Annotated in this window: 18 protein-coding genes; 14 read left to right on the top strand and 4 right to left on the bottom strand. The window is 66.1% G+C overall.

Annotated elements, in window-relative coordinates:
• Positions 1–19 precede the first annotated feature (19 nt).
• The 14 genes from XaplCFBP3123_RS10660 (at position 20) to XaplCFBP3123_RS10595 (ending at position 11,785) form a co-directional block, all read left to right on the top strand.
• Positions 20–568 carry a KdsC family phosphatase gene (locus XaplCFBP3123_RS10660; RefSeq protein ID WP_104534012.1) on the top strand — a complete coding sequence of 183 codons (549 nt, stop codon included), beginning with the start codon at positions 20–22 and terminating at the stop codon, positions 566–568.
• On the top strand, positions 565–1,140 hold the full coding sequence (lptC, locus tag XaplCFBP3123_RS10655; protein WP_104534011.1) for an LPS export ABC transporter periplasmic protein LptC: 576 nt from the start codon (positions 565–567) through the stop codon (positions 1,138–1,140). The genes XaplCFBP3123_RS10660 and lptC overlap by 4 nt, the downstream gene beginning before the upstream one ends.
• Positions 1,118–1,678: a lipopolysaccharide transport periplasmic protein LptA gene (lptA, locus tag XaplCFBP3123_RS10650; RefSeq protein ID WP_104534010.1), complete on the top strand. Its 561-nt coding sequence runs from the start codon at positions 1,118–1,120 to the stop codon at positions 1,676–1,678. The genes lptC and lptA overlap by 23 nt, the downstream gene beginning before the upstream one ends.
• On the top strand, positions 1,678–2,397 hold the full coding sequence (lptB, locus tag XaplCFBP3123_RS10645; protein ID WP_016904606.1) for an LPS export ABC transporter ATP-binding protein: 720 nt from the start codon (positions 1,678–1,680) through the stop codon (positions 2,395–2,397). Before lptA ends, lptB begins: the two co-directional genes overlap by 1 nt.
• A gap of 82 nt (positions 2,398–2,479) precedes the next feature.
• Positions 2,480–3,877, top strand: a complete 1,398-nt coding sequence (locus XaplCFBP3123_RS10640; RefSeq protein ID WP_253254187.1) for an RNA polymerase factor sigma-54 — start codon at positions 2,480–2,482, stop codon at positions 3,875–3,877.
• Positions 3,878–3,964: 87 nt separating this feature from the next.
• Positions 3,965–4,282, top strand: a complete 318-nt coding sequence (gene hpf, locus XaplCFBP3123_RS10635) for a ribosome hibernation-promoting factor, HPF/YfiA family (RefSeq protein ID WP_005913379.1) — start codon at positions 3,965–3,967, stop codon at positions 4,280–4,282.
• Between the two features lie 21 nt (positions 4,283–4,303).
• Entirely contained in the window at positions 4,304–4,762 is a 459-nt protein-coding gene (locus tag XaplCFBP3123_RS10630) for a PTS sugar transporter subunit IIA (RefSeq protein ID WP_104534008.1), read from the top strand.
• Positions 4,759–5,709, top strand: a complete 951-nt coding sequence (gene hprK / locus XaplCFBP3123_RS10625) for an HPr(Ser) kinase/phosphatase (protein ID WP_016904610.1) — start codon at positions 4,759–4,761, stop codon at positions 5,707–5,709. Before XaplCFBP3123_RS10630 ends, hprK begins: the two co-directional genes overlap by 4 nt.
• On the top strand, positions 5,706–6,578 hold the full coding sequence (rapZ, locus tag XaplCFBP3123_RS10620; protein ID WP_172453203.1) for an RNase adapter RapZ: 873 nt from the start codon (positions 5,706–5,708) through the stop codon (positions 6,576–6,578). Before hprK ends, rapZ begins: the two co-directional genes overlap by 4 nt.
• A gap of 311 nt (positions 6,579–6,889) precedes the next feature.
• Positions 6,890–7,282, top strand: coding sequence for a PTS sugar transporter subunit IIA (locus tag XaplCFBP3123_RS10615; protein ID WP_016904612.1), 393 nt, complete (start codon positions 6,890–6,892; stop codon positions 7,280–7,282).
• On the top strand, positions 7,275–7,544 hold the full coding sequence (locus tag XaplCFBP3123_RS10610; RefSeq protein WP_016904613.1) for an HPr family phosphocarrier protein: 270 nt from the start codon (positions 7,275–7,277) through the stop codon (positions 7,542–7,544). Before XaplCFBP3123_RS10615 ends, XaplCFBP3123_RS10610 begins: the two co-directional genes overlap by 8 nt.
• A 58-nt stretch (positions 7,545–7,602) precedes the next feature.
• Positions 7,603–9,333 carry a phosphoenolpyruvate--protein phosphotransferase gene (ptsP, locus tag XaplCFBP3123_RS10605; RefSeq protein WP_104534007.1) on the top strand — a complete coding sequence of 577 codons (1,731 nt, stop codon included), beginning with the start codon at positions 7,603–7,605 and terminating at the stop codon, positions 9,331–9,333.
• A 143-nt stretch (positions 9,334–9,476) separates the two neighbouring features.
• Positions 9,477–10,838, top strand: coding sequence for a magnesium transporter (mgtE, locus tag XaplCFBP3123_RS10600; protein ID WP_016904202.1), 1,362 nt, complete (start codon positions 9,477–9,479; stop codon positions 10,836–10,838).
• Between the two features lie 209 nt (positions 10,839–11,047).
• The gene (locus XaplCFBP3123_RS10595; protein WP_253254190.1) at positions 11,048–11,785 is read left to right on the top strand and encodes a prolyl oligopeptidase family serine peptidase; all 738 of its coding nucleotides are present in this window, start codon (positions 11,048–11,050) and stop codon (positions 11,783–11,785) included.
• Between the two features lie 37 nt (positions 11,786–11,822).
• On the opposite strand, the gene cydB is transcribed toward XaplCFBP3123_RS10595, so the two are convergent.
• The 4 genes from cydB to XaplCFBP3123_RS10575 all read right to left on the bottom strand — a co-directional run bounded on the left by cydB (position 11,823) and on the right by XaplCFBP3123_RS10575 (position 17,169).
• Positions 11,823–12,839 (bottom strand): cytochrome d ubiquinol oxidase subunit II, encoded by a 1,017-nt coding sequence (gene cydB / locus XaplCFBP3123_RS10590; protein WP_104534006.1) that lies wholly within the window; start codon positions 12,837–12,839, stop codon positions 11,823–11,825.
• On the bottom strand, positions 12,839–14,236 hold the full coding sequence (locus XaplCFBP3123_RS10585; RefSeq protein WP_104534005.1) for a cytochrome ubiquinol oxidase subunit I: 1,398 nt from the start codon (positions 14,234–14,236) through the stop codon (positions 12,839–12,841). Before XaplCFBP3123_RS10585 ends, cydB begins: the two co-directional genes overlap by 1 nt.
• Positions 14,237–14,449: 213 nt before the next feature.
• Positions 14,450–15,838, bottom strand: a complete 1,389-nt coding sequence (locus tag XaplCFBP3123_RS10580; protein WP_104534004.1) for an amino acid permease — start codon at positions 15,836–15,838, stop codon at positions 14,450–14,452.
• A gap of 269 nt (positions 15,839–16,107) precedes the next feature.
• Positions 16,108–17,169: a pectate lyase family protein gene (locus tag XaplCFBP3123_RS10575; RefSeq protein WP_104534003.1), complete on the bottom strand. Its 1,062-nt coding sequence runs from the start codon at positions 17,167–17,169 to the stop codon at positions 16,108–16,110.
• Positions 17,170–17,217 lie beyond the last annotated feature (48 nt).

Genomic DNA, 17,217 nt, shown 5'->3' with positions numbered 1-17,217 from the left:
TTCTCACCGATCCGTGCCGATGCCCTACTCCCCTTTGCAGCACCTGCCCGCCGACATCACCGACCGCGCCGCGCGTATCCGCCTGGCCTGTTTCGACGTCGACGGCACCCTGACCGACGGCCGTCTGTACTACGACCACGCCGGCAACGAGAGCAAGTCCTTCAATGTGCTCGACGGCCAGGGGCTCAAGCAGCTCGACCATGCCGGCATCCATGTCGCGCTGATCACTGCGCGCGCCAGCCTGTCGGCGGAGAAGCGCGGCCAGGATCTGGGCCTGCACGTGCAGATCGGGGTCAAGAACAAGCGTCTGGCCGTGCTGGCCTTGTGCCAGGAGCACGGCCTGTCGCTGGACCAGGTGTTGTTCATGGGCGACGACCTGCCCGACCTGCCGGCCCTGCTGTCGGTCGGCCTGCCGGTCGCACCGGCCAACGCGCACCCGTGGATCGCCGAGCGCGTGCAGTGGCATACCCGGGCACGTGGCGGCGAAGGTGCCGCGCGCGAGGTCTGCGATGTCGTGCTGGCCGCGCAAGGCCAGGTCGAGGGCATCATCGAAAGGTTTTCCGCATGAGCTGGAACTGGCGCACCACCCTGGGCGTGGTGTTGTTGGCTGCCGCGGTGATCTCCGGCTGGTCGGCCTGGCAGCAGCGCGCGCGCCCGGTTGCGGCGGCGGTGGACGATTCGCGCGCCGATTACGTGCTGCGCGATTTCGAACTGATTGCGCTGGACAAGGAAACCGGCAAGGAATCGATGACGCTGCGTGCGCCGGAGATGCATCGCAACCGCGCCGATCGCACCTCCGAGGTCACCACCCCGGTGTTCCTGTTGCCCGACAACACCAATCAACCGTGGACGCTGCGCTCCAAGACCGGCTGGATCAGCCCCAAGGGCGACGAGTTGCGCCTGCGCGGCGATGTCGAGGGCGACAGCCCCACCGGCGGCGCGACCCCGCCGACCACGTTCCGCACCCAGAGCCTGGACGTGTTCCCGCAGCAGAATCTCGCCAAGACCGCTGCCCCGGTGAGCATGAGCCGGCCGGGTATCATGCAGAGCGGGGTCGGCTTCGAGGCCGATCTCAAATCACGCCAGTACAAGCTCCTTTCCCAGGTCAAGACCCGTTATGAACCGAATGCTGCCCGCTAAGCTGGCGTTTGCCGCGCTGCTGCTGCCCGCCCTTGCGATGGCCAAGACCAGCGACCGCAATCAGCCGATGGCGATCGACTCCAATGCCAACGACTGCAACATGCTCGACGACAGCGGCAAGTGCCGCTTCAGCGGCAATGTGGTGATCACCCAGGGCACGCTGGAAATCCACGCCGACACCGCCGACATTTTTCAGAAGAACGGCCAGACCGACCGCGTCGTGCTGACCGGCAAGCAGGCCACGCTGAAGCAGCAGATGGACGACGGCGCGATGATGAACGGCCAGGCCGACACCATCGAGTACCAGGTCGCCAACGAAGTCATCGTGCTGACCGGCAACTACAAGGTCGACTCGCCCAAGGGCACCAACGCCGGCCAGCGCATGGTCTACAACACCAAGACCGGCAACATGCAGAGCGGCGGCGACGGTAGCCGCGTGCGCACCATCATCCAGCCGAAGACGGCGGCGCCAGCGGCAGCCACGCCTGTTGCCACGCCGGCCGCCAAGCCCGCGACCAAGCCGCAGGGGAAGAAGTAATGCTGGTCGCCACCGGTCTGCGCAAGAAGTACAAGCAACGCGAAGTGGTCAAGGAATTCGGCCTCACGCTCGAGGCCGGCGAAGTGGTCGGTCTGCTCGGGCCCAACGGTGCCGGCAAGACCACCTGCTTCTACATGATCGTCGGCCTGGTCGAGGCCGATGCCGGGCGTATCGAGCTGGACGGCCGCGATCTCACCGCCGAGCCGATGTACGCGCGCGCCAAGCTCGGCGTCGGCTATCTGCCGCAGGAGCCCTCGATCTTCCGCAAGCTCACCGTGGCCGACAACATCCGCCTGGTGCTGGAGCTGCGCGAAGAACTGGATGGCGCCGGCCGCGAGAAGGAACTGGTCTCGCTGCTGGAAGAACTGCAGATCACCCACGTGGCCGACCAGCTCGGCGCCAGCCTGTCCGGCGGCGAGCGGCGGCGCTGCGAGATCGCGCGCGCGCTGGCGGCCAAGCCGCGGATGATGCTGCTCGACGAACCGTTTGCCGGCGTCGATCCGATTTCGGTCGGCGAGATCCAGCGCATCATCATCCACCTCAAGGAACGCGGCATCGGCGTGCTGATCACCGATCACAACGTGCGCGAAACCTTGGGAATCTGTGACCGCGCGTATATTCTCGCCGAGGGGGGCGTGCTGGCGCAGGGGGCACCAGATGCGCTGCTAGCCAATCCCGACGTCCGTCGCGTGTATCTGGGGGAAACTTTCCGCCTTTGAGCGCGTCGCCGCGCCATCGATTTTTCCAGTCAGTGCCCGCATGAAAGCCCGGCTTCAGACATCGCTAGGACAGCAGTTGGTCATGACGCCGCAGTTGCGTCAGGCGATCAAGCTATTGCAGATGTCCACCACCGAGCTGGAACTGGAAATCGCCGAAGCGGTGGAGACCAACCCGCTGCTGGAATGGGCCGACGAAGCCGCGCATGCGGCCAACGAGCTGCCGGTGGAAGCGTCGTTGGCCGCCTCCACCGACGACACCCCGCGCGAAGAGCCCGCGCCGGCCGAGCGCGACGACGACTGGTCGCAGGACGAGTTGCAGTGGACCGGCTCGGGCAGCGGCGGCAGCTTCGACGACGACGAGTCCGGCGATGCCGCCGAGCGCGTGGCCGAACCCGAAACGCTGGCCGACCACCTGCTTTGGCAGCTGCACCTGTCGCCGCTGTCGCCGCGCGACCGCCAGATCGGCGCGCTGCTGATCGATGCGCTGGACGAAGACGGCTACCTGCGCGAACCGCTGTCGGCCATTCTGGAAACGCTGGCGCTCGGCGCGGCGGTGGACGAGGCCGACGTGCTCACCGTGTTGCACCAGATCCAGCGCTTCGACCCGGTCGGCGTGGGTGCCCGCACCCTGGGCGAATGCCTGGCACTGCAGCTGGCCGCGCTCGACCCGGCCACCCCGGGGCGCGAGCTGGCGCTGCAGATCGTCGCCGGCCCGCTGGAGCGCCTGCCGCGCAGCGGCGTGGCCGGGGTGGCGCACGAACTCAAGCGCTCCACCGCCGATGTCGACCAGGCGGTCCAGCTGGTGCGCTCGCTAGACCCGCGCCCGGGCAAGCAGATCGGCGACCTCTCGCAGGACACCTATGTGGTGCCGGACTGCGTGATCTGGCGCCAGCGTGGCGTGTGGCGGGCCTCGCTGGCCGGTCGTGCGCAGCCCAAGGTCACCATCCACCGCGGCTATGAGAACCTGATCCGCAGCTGCGGCGAGTCCGACGCCGGCTACCTGCGCGGCCAGCTGCAGGAGGCGCGCTGGCTGCTCAAGAGCCTGGCGGCGCGCGGCGAGACCCTGCTGCGGGTGGTGCGCTGCCTGCTGCAGCACCAGGCCGGGTTCCTGGAATTCGGGGCGCAGGCCTTGCGCCCGCTCACGCTGCGCGAGATCGCCGGCGAGCTCGGCCTGCACGAATCCACCATTTCCCGCGCGATCGCCCGCAAATACGTGCGCACCCCGCGCGGCACCATCGCACTGCGCTCGTTCTTCGCCTCCGGGATCGACACCGACAGCGGCGGCGAGGCCTCCAGCACCGCCATCCAGGCCATGATCCGGCGTCTGATCGAGGCGGAAAACCCGCGCAAACCGCTCTCGGACGCCAAGTTGGCGGATCTGCTGAAAACTTCCGGCGTGCCAGTGGCGCGGCGCACGGTTGCGAAGTATCGTGAGGCCATGAACATTTCCGCCTCCCACGAACGCGTCCGTATCGCCTGACGTTGCACCCACCGCAACGCCGGCCTGCGCCGCGTTAGTCGGATCACCGGAAAGGTTCATTGGCCCACCGACCAATGGAGGTATCCGATGCGTATCGAGACGTATGGCCACCAGCTTGAAGTGACCCCCGCGCTGCGGGAGTACGTGGCAAGCAAGCTGCAACGACTGCAGCGCCATTTCGACCAGCACTGTGAAGTCCGAACCCAGCTGGCCGTTCGCAAGCCAGACCATCACGTGGTCGCCACCGTCAACCTTCCCGGTCGCACCCTGCACGCAGATGCCAGCGGCTCCACCATGTATGCGGCCATCGACCTGCTGGTCGACAAGCTCGACCGCCTGGTGCTCAAGCACAAGGAAAAGAAATGTAACCACCATGCACGCGAGGTGCGCGACAATCCCGCATGACGCTTCCCGCTTGATGCCCTCATGCCTTTAACCGATCTGATGGCGGCCGTGCGCACCGTGGTGTCGCCGGCCGCCGATCGCGACACCGTCCTGCATACCGCCGCCGACCTGCTGTCCTGCCGTCAGGCCGGCGCCGACGAGCTCTACGCCAACCTGTGCGAACGCGAGGCCCTGGGCAGCACCGCCATCGGCCACGGCATCGCCATCCCGCATGGGCGTTGTCCCAATCTCACCGAACCCCGTGGCGCATTGCTGCGGCTGGACACGCCGGTGGCCTTCGGTGGCGATGAGCCGGTGGACCTGATCTTCGCGATGGCGGTGCCTGCGCACTACACCCACCAGCACTTGATGCTGCTGTCGGAACTGGCCGAGCGATTTTCCGATGCGGACTTCCGTCAGCAGTTGCGCGCCGCCCCCAATGCGGACGCCTTGATGGCGCTGCTTACCGACGCACCGCCAGCACAGGCCAGCGCCGCATGAATACCAGCATCACCGCACGCGAACTGTTCGACCAGCAGCGCGACAAGCTGGCGCTGCGCTGGGTCGCCGGCCAGAAGGGCGAGCACCGCGAGATCGAGGCTGGCAGCAACAATGCGCGCCGCCCGTCGCTGGCCGGCTATCTCAACGTGATCTATCCAAACAAGGTGCAGATCCTGGGCACCGAAGAGCTGGCCTGGCTGGACTCGCTGGATGCGCGGCAACGCTGGGAAACCATCGAGAAGATCATCCAGGTGCAGCCGCTGGCGCTGGCGATCAGCAAGAACCAGTCCTGCCCGGAAGACCTGCGCGCGGCCGCCGACGAATCCAACACGCCGCTGTGGATCTCGCCCAAGCGCGGCCACGAGCTGCTCAATCATCTGTCCTATCACCTGGCACGCACGCTGGCGCCACGGGTCACGCTGCACGGCGTGTTCATGGAGATCTATTCGATCGGCGTGTTGATCACCGGCGAAGCCGGCTCGGGCAAGAGCGAGCTGGCGCTGGAACTGCTCAGCCGCGGCCACCGGCTGGTGGCCGACGACGCGCCCGAGTTCACCCAGATCGCGCCCGACGTGCTCGACGGCACCTGCCCGGAACTGCTGCAGGACCTGCTGGAAGTGCGCGGCCTGGGCGTATTGAACGTGCGCGACATGTTCGGCGACACCGCGGTGAAGAAGAACAAGTACCTGCGCCTGATCGTGCACCTGACCCGCCCGATGACCGAGCCCACCCCGTCCGGCTACGAACGCCTGACCGGCGATTCCGGCAGCCGGCATGTGCTGGACCTGGACGTGCCGCTGATCACCCTGCCGGTGATGCCCGGCCGCAACCTGGCGGTGCTGACCGAAGCTGCGACGCGCCTGCATATCCTGCGCACCAAGGGCATCGACCCGGCGGCGATGTTCATCGCCCGCCACAGCAACCTGCTGGAGCGACGCACGCCATGAGTACCGCGCCCTCCACGTTGATGATCGTGAGCGGGCTGTCCGGCTCGGGCAAATCGGTCGCGTTGAAGACCTTCGAGGATCTGGACTACTACTGCTCGGACAACCTGCCGGTGGAGCTGCTGCCGGATTTCGTGCGCAGCCGCCTGCGTGGCAACCCGCTCGGCGATCAGCGCCTGGCGGTGGGCATCGATGTGCGCAGCCGCAGCGATCTGACCCAGCTGGCGCAATGGCGCCAGGCCGCGCAGGAATACGGCATCGAAGCACGGCTGCTGTTTTTCGAGGCCAGCGACGAGGCGCTGATCAAGCGCTACGCCGATACCCGCCGCCGCCATCCGCTCAGCCATCTCGGCCTGGCATTGCCGGAAGCGATCACCCGCGAGCGGCAGTTGACCGAACCGCTGCGCACGCAGGCCGATGCCATCATCGACACCAGCACGCTCAACGTGCACCAGCTGCGTCGCCGCGTAGTCACCGAATTCGCGCTCGGCAGCAACGACCGGCTGTCGCTGCTGTTCGAATCGTTCGCCTACAAACGCGGCGTGCCGGCCGAGGCCGACTTCGTGTTCGATGCGCGCGTATTGCCCAATCCGCATTGGGACCCGGAGCTGCGCCCGCTCACCGGCCGCGATGCAGGCGTGCGCGACTATCTGGACAAGGAACCGGACGTGGTGCGCTACAGCGCGCAGATCGTGGACCTGCTCGACACCTGGCTGCCGCGGCTGCGCAACGATACCCGCAGTTACGTGACCATCGCCTTCGGTTGCACCGGCGGCAAGCACCGCTCGGTGTATCTGGCCGAGCGCATGGCGCGGCATGCGCGCGAACAGGGCTGGCCGGAGGTGGCGACGTTTCATCGGGAGCAGGATTGAAGGGCTGGGATTGGGAAATCGGGATTCGGCAAAGCGGTGTCATGCGGTCTGCAAAAAACATGTCATTGGTGCATTTCATCAGCGTATTTCGATCATGCGTTGCTTGCCCGCCTACTGACTGCAGCGCTCGCTTGTGATGCGGAACGCATCGAAGACGACCGACGTCACGGATCGTGGCCGCGCCGGCCGCAGCGCGCGTTGCAGGCATTGCGCGCGTGACGTTATGGCGTCCTAAACGGCTATTCATTTCGCAACACATCGGTGCCGGCAAACGCTATCGCGCGGTCATGCCGACCTGTTAACGTTTCGGCATGGCCTGTGGCATTCTCCTCATTACTCATCCCGGCATCGGCGCGGCGTTGTTGAACGTGGCGACGGGGCTGTTGCGGCAGTTGCCGCTGAAGACCGAAGCCTTCGATGTGCCGCTCGATGCAGACCTGGACGCGTTGCTGCCCCAGGCCTCGTCGGCGATGCGACGGGTCGACAGCGGCGACGGCGTGCTGGTCATGACCGACCTGTACGGCGCCAGCCCCAGCAATCTCGCCAGCCGGTTGGCAAAGCTCGGCACGCCGGTTCGCCGGGTGTCCGCGCTCAGCCTGCCGATGCTGCTGCGGGTGATGAACTACCCCGAACAAGGATTGCAGGAGCTGCCCGCCACCGCGGCGGCAGGTACCCGCAACGGAGCGATCATCGACGATGCTTGAACGCGAACTCATAGTTTCCAACCGACTCGGACTGCATGCGCGGGCAACCGCCAAGCTGGTGCAGACGCTGTCGTCCTATCGCAGCAACGCCACCCTGGCGGCCAAGGGCCGCGAGGTGAATGCCAAGAGCATCATGGGCGTGATGCTGCTGGCCGCCGGCCAGGGTACCAGCGTGGTGGTGCGGCTGGATGGCGAAGACGAAGCGCAGGCCCTGCAGGCGCTGGTGGACCTGTTCGAGCGTCGTTTCGACGAGGACAGCTGAGCATGCGCTGCGTCGGTGCGGGGCTGACCGACAGGGCGCGGCCGCGCCAGGGCCGCACATGAGCCTGCGTCTGCGTGGACACGCCGCCTCGCGCGGCAACGCGCTCGGACGCGCGCGCGTGCGCCAGAGCCACACGCTGGAAGTGGCCGAACAGCGCGTGCCTGCCAGCCAGGTGGAGACGCAGCTGCAGCGCCTGCATGTGGCGATCGAGGCGGCACGCACCGAGATGCAGCAGCTGCGCGATCGCCTGCATGGCGCGCTTGCGCGCGAGGTCGGCGAATTCCTCGAACTGCATGCGCTGCTGCTCGACGACCCGGAGCTGCTACAAGGCCTGGACGAGTTGATCCGCACCCACCGCTACAGCGCCGACTACGCCTTGCGCGTGCAGCGCGACCGGCTGGCGGCGGTGTTCGACGGCATGGAGGACGCCTACCTCAAGAGCCGCATGGACGATCTGGATCACGTCATCGGCCGCATCCATGCGTTCTTGCACAAGCGCGCGCCCGACCTCAAGGGCGTGGCCGGCGAGATCCTGGTCTGCGACAACGTGGCGCCGTCGGAGCTGGCGCAGCTGCAGGCACAAGGGGTGGTCGGCATCGTCACCACTGCCGGCAGCGCGCTGTCGCATAGCGCGATCCTGGCGCGCAGCCTGCACCTGCCGCTGGTGGTGGGGGTGAGCGATGCGGTACAGCGGATCGACGATGGAGATGTATTGATCGTCGATGCCGGTTCCGGCCAGGTGATCGTCGATCCCAAGCCCGAGCATCTGCGCGACTACCGCGAGCGCCTGCGCGCGCTGGCCAAGGAACAGCGCGAACTCGGCCGGCTGCGCTCCAAACCCACGCGCACGCGCGACAACGTCGATATCACGCTGCTGGCCAATGCCGAATCGCTGGAGGACGTGGCCAAGGCGCACGCGCTCGGCGCCAGCGGCCTTGGCCTGTATCGCACCGAATTCCTGTTCCTGCAGCGCAACGAGCTGCCGGACGAAGAAGAACAGTTCCACACCTATCGCGACACCGTGCTGGGCATGAGCGGCCGACCGGTCACCATCCGCACGCTGGACCTGGGCGCCGACAAGGCCGACCGCACCGGCCTGACCTTGAGCGATGAGGACAACCCGGCGCTGGGCTTGCGCGGGGTGCGGTTGTCGCTGGCCCGCCCTGCGGTGGCGCAGGCGCAGTTGCGCGCAATCCTGCGCGCCTCCGGCTACGGGCCGGTGCGCATCCTGGTGCCGATGGTCAGCGGCCGCGAGGAAGTCCAGCTGCTGCGCCGGCAGATCAAGAAGCTGGCCGCGCAGTTGCGCGAACAAGGGCACGAGATCGCCGAGCACGTTCCGCTCGGCGCGATGATCGAAGTACCGGCTGCGGCCCTGGCGCTGGACTGCTTTGTCGACGATATCGATTTCCTGTCGATCGGCACCAACGATCTGGTGCAGTACCTGCTGGCGGTGGATCGCAACAACGAGGCATTGGGCGAGTTGTATTCGCCGCTGCATCCGGCGGTGTTGCGCCTGATCGCGCAGGTGATCGCCACCGGGCGCGCGTATGCCAAGCCGGTGGCGGTGTGCGGCGAGATCGCGGGCGACCCGCGTTTCGTACCGATGTTGCTGGCCTTGGGGCTCACCGAGTTCAGCCTGCATCCGGCCACGCTGCTGGAAGTGCGCCGTGCGGTGCGCGACATCCACCTGGGCGAGTTGCGCGTGCAGGGCGACAAGCTGCTGCGCGCGCGCGACCGCAAGGGTATCGAGAAGTGGCTGGCCAACGTCGCGCAGGGCCTGACGCGCTGAGTGATTGCGTCATCGCGCAGGCGATGTTCAAGCGCGTTGCGAGCGGCACTGTATGTTTCGTCACCATGCGCAAGCGATAATGCCGTGCTGACTCAGCACCGCGTCTTCCATCGGGACGTGTCCACTCTTCCAGGGAGCCGCGCATGGCCGAAGCCGTCCGCCACGACAAGACCGCGCGCCAGCTGCGATTGCTGTCCGATGCGCTCGATAGCGGACGCCTGGGCCCGGTACGACGGCTGGTCAATACGTTGGCGCCGGCCGAGATCGGCAACCTGCTGGAGTCGCTGCCGCCCGGCAAGCGCGAAGTGGTGTGGGGGCTGGTCGACCCGGAAGACGACGGCGAAGTGCTGTTGCATGTCGGCGATGAAGTGCGCGAAAGCCTGCTGGCCGACATGGACACCGACGAGATCGTCGCCGCGGTCGAAGACCTCGACATCGACGATCTGGCCAATCTGGTCGAAGACCTGCCCGACACCGTCATCGACGAAGTGCTCAAGTCGATGGACCGCGAGAACCGCGAGCGGCTCGAGCAGGTGCTGTCGTATCCGGAAGACACCGCCGGCCGCCTGATGAATCCGGATGTGGTGACGGTGCGCGCCGACGTCAATGTCGATGTGGTGCTGCGCTATCTGCGCCTGCGCGGCGAACTACCCGATCACACCGATCACCTGTACGTGGTGAGCCGGCGCCATCAGTACCTGGGCCGGGTGTCGCTGGCCGCGCTGGTCACGCATGAGGACAGCACGCCGGTCAATCGCCTGATCGACGACGAACAACCGGCGATCGATGTCGGCGATGGCTCCGACGAGGTCGCGCGGCGCTTCTCGGATCACGACTGGATCTCCGCGCCGGTGGTGGACGACAACAACATCCTGCTCGGCCGCATCACCATCGACGACGTGGTCGACATCATCCGCGAACAGGCCGAACACCAGGCCATGAGCGCAGCCGGTCTGGACGAGGACGAGGATATGTTCAGCCCGGCGCGGCGCGCATTCCGCCGCCGCCTGATCTGGCTGGGCATCAACCTGTGCACCGCGTTCCTTGCGTCCAGCGTGGTCAGCCGATTCGAAGGCACGATCGAGAAGCTGGTGGCACTGGCGGCGCTGATGCCGATCGTCGCCGGCATGGGCGGCAACGCCGGCACCCAGGTGCTGGCCCTGATGGTGCGCGGCCTGGCACTGGGCCAGATCGGCTCTTCCAACGTGATGACCTTGCTCAAGAAGGAGCTCACCGTCGCGCTGATCAACGGCCTGGTGCTGGGCGTGGGCCTGGGCCTGATCGTGCTGGCCTGGTTCCAGCAGCCGATGCTGTCGCTGGTGATCGGCACCGCGCTGACCTTGAACATGCTCACCGCCGCGTTCGGTGGGGTACTGGTCCCGGTGACGCTGAAACGGCTGGGCTTCGATCCGGCATTGGCCGGTGGCGTGATCCTGACCACGCTGACCGACGTGATGGGGTTTCTGAGCTTCCTCGGCCTGGCGACGCTGATCCTGCTGCCGTAGCCGTCGTGTCCGGCAATTGCGCCGAACTTCGTGCCGGGCACACAGCGGCAAGGATCGGACGAAGATTCGGCAGAAATCGCCGCAATGCGACATGCCAGCACGCCTGCCTGCGGCGATACTGCGGGTATGTCATCGGTCAGGAGGTGGGCGTGATCCGTCGTTGTCTTGTTCTTGCGATTCTTGCACTGGTACTGGCCGGCTGTTCCAGCATGGCTGAGCGCCACCACGACGGACGCCGCGGCCATTTCGTCACCCGCACGCTGCAGCTGGAAGGACGGCTCTACCGCTATCAGGTGTTCGTGCCGACCTCCAAGGCGCCGCAACCGCGCCCGATCGTGCTGTTCCTGCATGGCTCGGGCGAACGCGGCGACAACGGGCGCGATCAGGCCGAAGTGGGCGTTGGCCCGTACCTGAGCGAACACACCGCCGAGTTCCCCGCCCTGGTGGTGTTGCCGCAGGTGCCCGACGACGAGGAGTGGCTGGGCATCAATGCACGCATGGCGATCGCCGCGCTGGATGCGGCCAGTGCCGAATTCGATGCGGACCCGCAGCGTACCTATCTCACCGGCATCTCGATGGGCGGTTATGGCGCCTGGGAAATTGGGCTGATGCAGCCGCAGCGGTTTGCCGCGATCGTGCCGATCTGCGGTGCGCTCAAGGCGCCCCGCGACGAGCGTCGCACGCTCTATGTCAGCCTGGTGGCCAAGGAAGCCGACCCGTATACCGCTGCGGTCACCCAGCTCAGGCACGTGCCGATCTGGATGTTCCATGGCGCCAAGGACGACTCGGTGCCACCGCACGACGACCGTGCGCTGTACCGCGCCGCCAAAGGCATCGGTGCCAACGTGCGCTACAGCGAATATCCGGACGGTAACCACAACGCCTGGGACGCGACCTACGCGGACCCGGCGATGTGGGAGTGGATGTTCAAGCAGCGCCTGCGCTGAGCGGGCGGCGCATCGCGCGGATGCGGTCTGCGCTCGATCAATGGTGGTACCCGGTATCCGCGGTGACCTTGCCGCGGAACACGCGATACGACCATACCGTGTAACCCAGGATCAGCGGCAGCAACACCACCAGGCCGATCAGCGCGAACAACTGCGAAGACGACGGCGCGGCGGCCTGCCAGATGGTGTAGACCGGCGGCACCAGATACGGCCACATGCCCAGCACCAGGCCGAGAAAGCCGAGCACGAACAGGCCCATCGCCAACAGGAATGGCGGCGTATCCGGCCGCCCCACGTCGGTACAACGCCAGAGCGCGAACCCCACGATGGCGACCAGCACCGGCACCGGCACCAGCCACAGGTAATGCGCACCGCTGAACCAGCGGTCCATCACATGCGATTGCAGCGACGGCAACCACGCGCTGACCAGGCCGATAAAGATCAACACGCTGATGGTCAACGGCCGGCTCAACTGGCGCGCGAGCTGTTGCCCATGGCCTTCGGTCTTGAGGATCAGCCAGGTGCTGCCGAGCAGGGCGTAGCCGAACACCAGCGCCGCGCCGGTCAACATCGCGAAGGGACTGAACCAGCCCCAGATGCCGCCGACATAGCGGTCGTCTTCGATCGGCAGGCCCTGCACCAGCGCGCCCAGGATCACGCCCTGCGCAAACGTCGCCAGGATCGAGCCGGCAGCGAAGGCATTGCTCCACAGCCGCCGCGAGCGATGCGCCTTGAAGCGGAACTCGAACGCCACGCCGCGGAACACCAGCGCCATCACCATCAACAACACCGGCAGATACAGCGCCGACAGAATCACCGCATACGCTTTGGGAAACGCCGCCAGCAGCCCTGCCCCGCCCAGCACCAGCCAGGTCTCGTTGCCGTCCCAGATCGGCGCGGCGGTGTTCATCATCAGGTCCAGCTGCGCTTCGTCCTTGCGAAACGGCGCCAGGATGCCGATGCCGAGCACGAAGCCGTCCAGCACCACGTACATCAGCACCCCGAAGCCGATCACGGCGAACCACGCCACCGGCAATACGCTGCTCATGTCCATCATGCGGCTCCGTCGATCGGTTCATCGGCCGCCGACAGCGGGCGTGCCGGCGTGTGTTCGCCGTGGTCCAGCTGCGGCGCGTCATGCGGGGTCGGCCCGATCTTGCCGATCTTGACCAGGTACCAGATGCCCCAGCCGAACACGAAGGCATAGCCGACCACGTACACCGCCAGCGAGATCGCGGTCATCAGCGTCGATTGCGGGCCCACTGCATCGCCGGTGCGCAACAGGCCGTAGACCACATATGGCTGCCGCCCCATCTCGGTGACGAACCAGCCCGACACCAGCGCGATGAAGCCGCTCGGCAACATCCAGCGCCAGGTCGCCAGCAGCCAGCGCCACTGCAATAACTTGCCGCGCCACCAGGCGAACGCCGAGACCCAGGCCACCAGCAGCATCAACGAGCCCAGCCCGACCATGATACGGAAGGCGAAGAACACCGGCATCACCGGCGGGCGATCGGCGGGCGGCACCGAGGTCAACGACTTGATGCTGCCTTCCAGACTGTGGGTCAGGATCAGGCTGCCCAGGCGCGGGATCGCCACCTCGTCATCGTTGCGCTCGGCCTGCGCGTTGGGCAAGGCGAACAGCACCAGCGGCAAGCCCTTGTCCTGGCCCTCGTCATGCCAGTGCGCTTCCATCGCCGCGATCTTCATCGGCTGGTGCTTGAGCGTGTTCAGGCCATGCATGTCGCCGACGAAGATCTGCAGCGGCACGGTGATCGCCGCGAAGGCCACCGCCAGCTTGAGCATGCGCAGCCCGGCCTCGCGGTGCACGCCGCGATGCAGATACCACGCCCCCACCGCACCGACCACGAAGCAGGTGGTGATGAACGAGCCCAGCGCCATGTGCGCAAGCCGGTACGGGAACGAGGGATTGAAGATGATCTTCAGCCACGCCACCGGATGCACGATGCCGTCGACCACCTCATAGCCGGCCGGGGTCTGCAGCCAGCTGTTGGACGACAGGATCCAGAATGTGGAAAACAGCGTGCCCAGCGCCACCATGCAGGTTGCGAAGAAATGCAGACGCTCGGAAATGCGCCCCCAGCCGAACATCATCACGCCCAGGAAACTGGCTTCGAGGAAGAACGCGGTCAACACTTCGTAGCTCAGCAACGGGCCGATCACGCTGCCGGCGATCCGGCTCAGCTCCGGCCAGTTGGCACCGAACTGGAAGGCCATCACGATGCCGCTGACCACGCCCATGCCGAACGACACCGCGAAGATCTTCTGCCAGAAGAAATACAGCTCGCGCCACACCGGCAGCCGGGTGCGCCGCCAGCGCCATTCGAGAAAAGCCAGCAGGCTGGACAGCCCGATGGTGAAGGCGGGAAACAGCACGTGGAATGCGATGACGAATCCGAACTGGATCCGCGATAACAGCAAGGCATCCATGGAGAATCCTCCAGGAAAACGGGGAGACCGCAGCGTACCGGGTGCAGATCGATCGCCGAGACTCGCTGCGGTGGTCGATCGCAACCGCCTGCGCTACCGCATCATGATAGGGAAGCTCGAGCAGGTTCCCGATGCGACACGGGGTCGCATCTGCGTCAAACCGTCGCGCCTGTCCTGCCGCCAGACGGTACGCATGCAAGGCGCTGCAGCATGCTAGGCGGCGCTGCGCGTCCGCCGGGCAAGCTCGCTGACCACCGCAATGAAGGCAGTCAAACCGACCATCGACAGGAACTGCGCGCGGGTGTCCGCAGACGACGCCAGCAGCACGAAGATCACTGCCAGGATCGCCAAGGCCAGCAAGGTCAGAAACGGGTAACCCCGCATGCGGAACGGCAACGCGATGCCGGCGCGGTCGGCGCGTGCGCGCAGGATCAGTTGCGACAGCAGAGAGATGGTCCACACCAGCAGACAGGTGGCACCGACGATGTTGAGCAGCATCGGCAACACCTTATTGGGGTACAGCAATTCCAGCGCCGCCGCGGCAAAACCGAACAGCACGCTGGCGATCACCGCCACCAGCGGCACCTGCTCGCCGCTGGTCCTGCCGAGCAACCGCGGCGCTTCGCCGCGCTGCGCCAGCGAGAAGATCATCCGCGAGGCGCCGTACAGATTGGCGTTGAGCGCCGACAACAACGCCACCACGGCGACCAGGGTCATGGCGGTGGCCGCGCCGGGAATGCGCGCCACCTCCAGCACGGCAGCGAACGGCGAGCTGAGCGTCGCGCTGGTCCACGGCACCACCGCCACGATCACGCTGATCGAGCCGATGTAGAACACCAGGATGCGCCAGGCCACGGTACGAATCGTGCGTGCCAGGCTGCGGCCCGGGTCGGCGGTTTCCGCAGCGGCCACTGCCACGATTTCGGTGCCGCCGAAGGCGAACACCACCACCAGCAGCGCCGAACCGATGCCGGCCAGTCCCTTCGGCGCGAATCCGCCGTTCCGGGTGAAGTTGGACACCCCCGGCGACGCCACGCCGGGCAACCAGCCGGCCAGCAAGGCCACGCCGATCAGCAGAAACACCACGATCGCAACGACCTTGAGGATGGCGAACCAGAATTCGAACTCGCCGAAATTACGCACGCCGAGCAGATTGATCGCAGTGAAGGTGGCCATGAACACCACCGCCAGCAACGGCACCGACAACGCCGGCCAGACCGAGGCGAGCAGGCCCGCTGCACCGACCGCTTCGGCGGCGATCACCACCACGATCTGCAGCCACCACAACCAGCCCACCGTCGCACCGGCGGTCGGCCCCATCGCGTCGGCTGCATACACCGAAAATGCACCGCTGGCCGGCTTGGAGGCGGCCATTTCGCCCAGCGCGTTCATCACGATGATCACCAGCGCTCCGGCGATCAGGTACGACACCAGCACTGCCGGCCCCGCCGCGTGGATCCCCACGCCCGAGCCCAGAAACAGTCCGGCGCCGATCGCCGTGCCCAGGCCCATCATCATCAATTGCCGCGGTTTCAGCGCATGGCGCAACGCGGGCGCGGCGGACGGAGCGTGCTCAGCAACGGGATCGGTCGGAAGCGGCATGGACGGGCTTGGATGGATGGGATCGCGACACGATACCGCGTCGCGGCGCCTGCCGCGCCTCTTGACGCCGGCCCGGGAGCGGGAGTCGATCGGCCCGAAGCGCTCTTGCCTGCATCCACCGCCTGGGGATTCACCTCCAGGTGCGCAACAACCAGTGACCGCCGTGCCTGGCTATACGCGGGCGATGCGCGAATCGTCTGCATGCCGCACCCCACAGACACGAATCCCCGGACAGGCCGGGGATCCGTGCGACCGCAACCCGTTGCCGCTTACTCGGCCAGGTTGGTGCCTGCACCGGCGGTGGCGATCACCTTGGCCTTGACCTGTGCGGCCGGGGTGATGCTGTAGGTGTAGCCCAGCGGTTCGGGGAATACCTTGGTGGTAATCCAGTTGGTGGCGTTGGCGTAAGGCTTGCTGCCATCCGGGGTGCCCCAGGTGATGCCGCCGCCGACGTAGTTGTTGATCAGGTCCCAGTAGCCGATCTCGCTGCTGTCGCGCGAGGTCACCGGGTTCTTGATGTTCTCGAAGTAGTTGGACTCGATCTTGGCCACCCCGCCCATGCGCACATTGATGCCCGAGGTGGTGACGTTGTTGAAGTAGTTGTTGTAGATGTGGCTCAGCCCACGACGTTGCAGCGGCACGCGCGATTCGACGTTCTCGAAACGGTTGTGGTGATAGGTGGTGCGTGCGGCCGAGTTCTTGGTGTCGCTATCGCTGTATCCGTTGAGCGCGACCTTCTGATAGTTGTAGACGTGGTTGTAGGACACGGTGACGTGATGAGCGCCCTTCTTCATGTCGATGCCGCCATCGAAAGACGCATCGCCAGCGCCCGAGCACTTGGTCAACGAGGCGAACACGGTGTTGTGGTCGACCCAGATCTTGGACGGCGAGCCGCTGGAATTGCCTTCCAACGAAATCGAGTCGGCATCTTCGCCGCCCTGCAGCAGGCCGATGGTCATGTTCTGGATGATGACGTTGCTGGAATTGCCCACCACCCAGAGCCCGAAGTTGGCCGACGAGCCGTTGGCACCCTTGATGGTGATGTCGCTCTTGTTCTTGATCTGCACGGTCTTGGCCGGCAATTTCCACTGTGCGCAGACGTCCTTGATGGTGTTGAAGTCGAACTTGCCGGTGTAGTTGAGCACCAACCCGCCGCTGCCGGAATAACTGTCGATGGCGGCCTGCATCGCCTCGAAGGTGGCTACGTTGAGCGGTGTCTTGCTGCCGCCGCCGGTGGTGGCGGCACCGTACCCGACCGGGCCGGCGATGGCGCCCGCAGCGCAAGCGGACAGTGCAAGCGCAAGTGCACCCTGGAATGTCTTGATCATCATGCAGCCTCTCCCAAAGAAGTGGAAAAGCGATGCGTGCTGCCTGCGCCG

The organism is Xanthomonas arboricola pv. populi (assembly GCF_002939945.1).
Taxonomy (GTDB): domain Bacteria; phylum Pseudomonadota; class Gammaproteobacteria; order Xanthomonadales; family Xanthomonadaceae; genus Xanthomonas; species Xanthomonas arboricola_A.
This window is presented reverse-complemented; position numbering and strand designations above follow the sequence as displayed.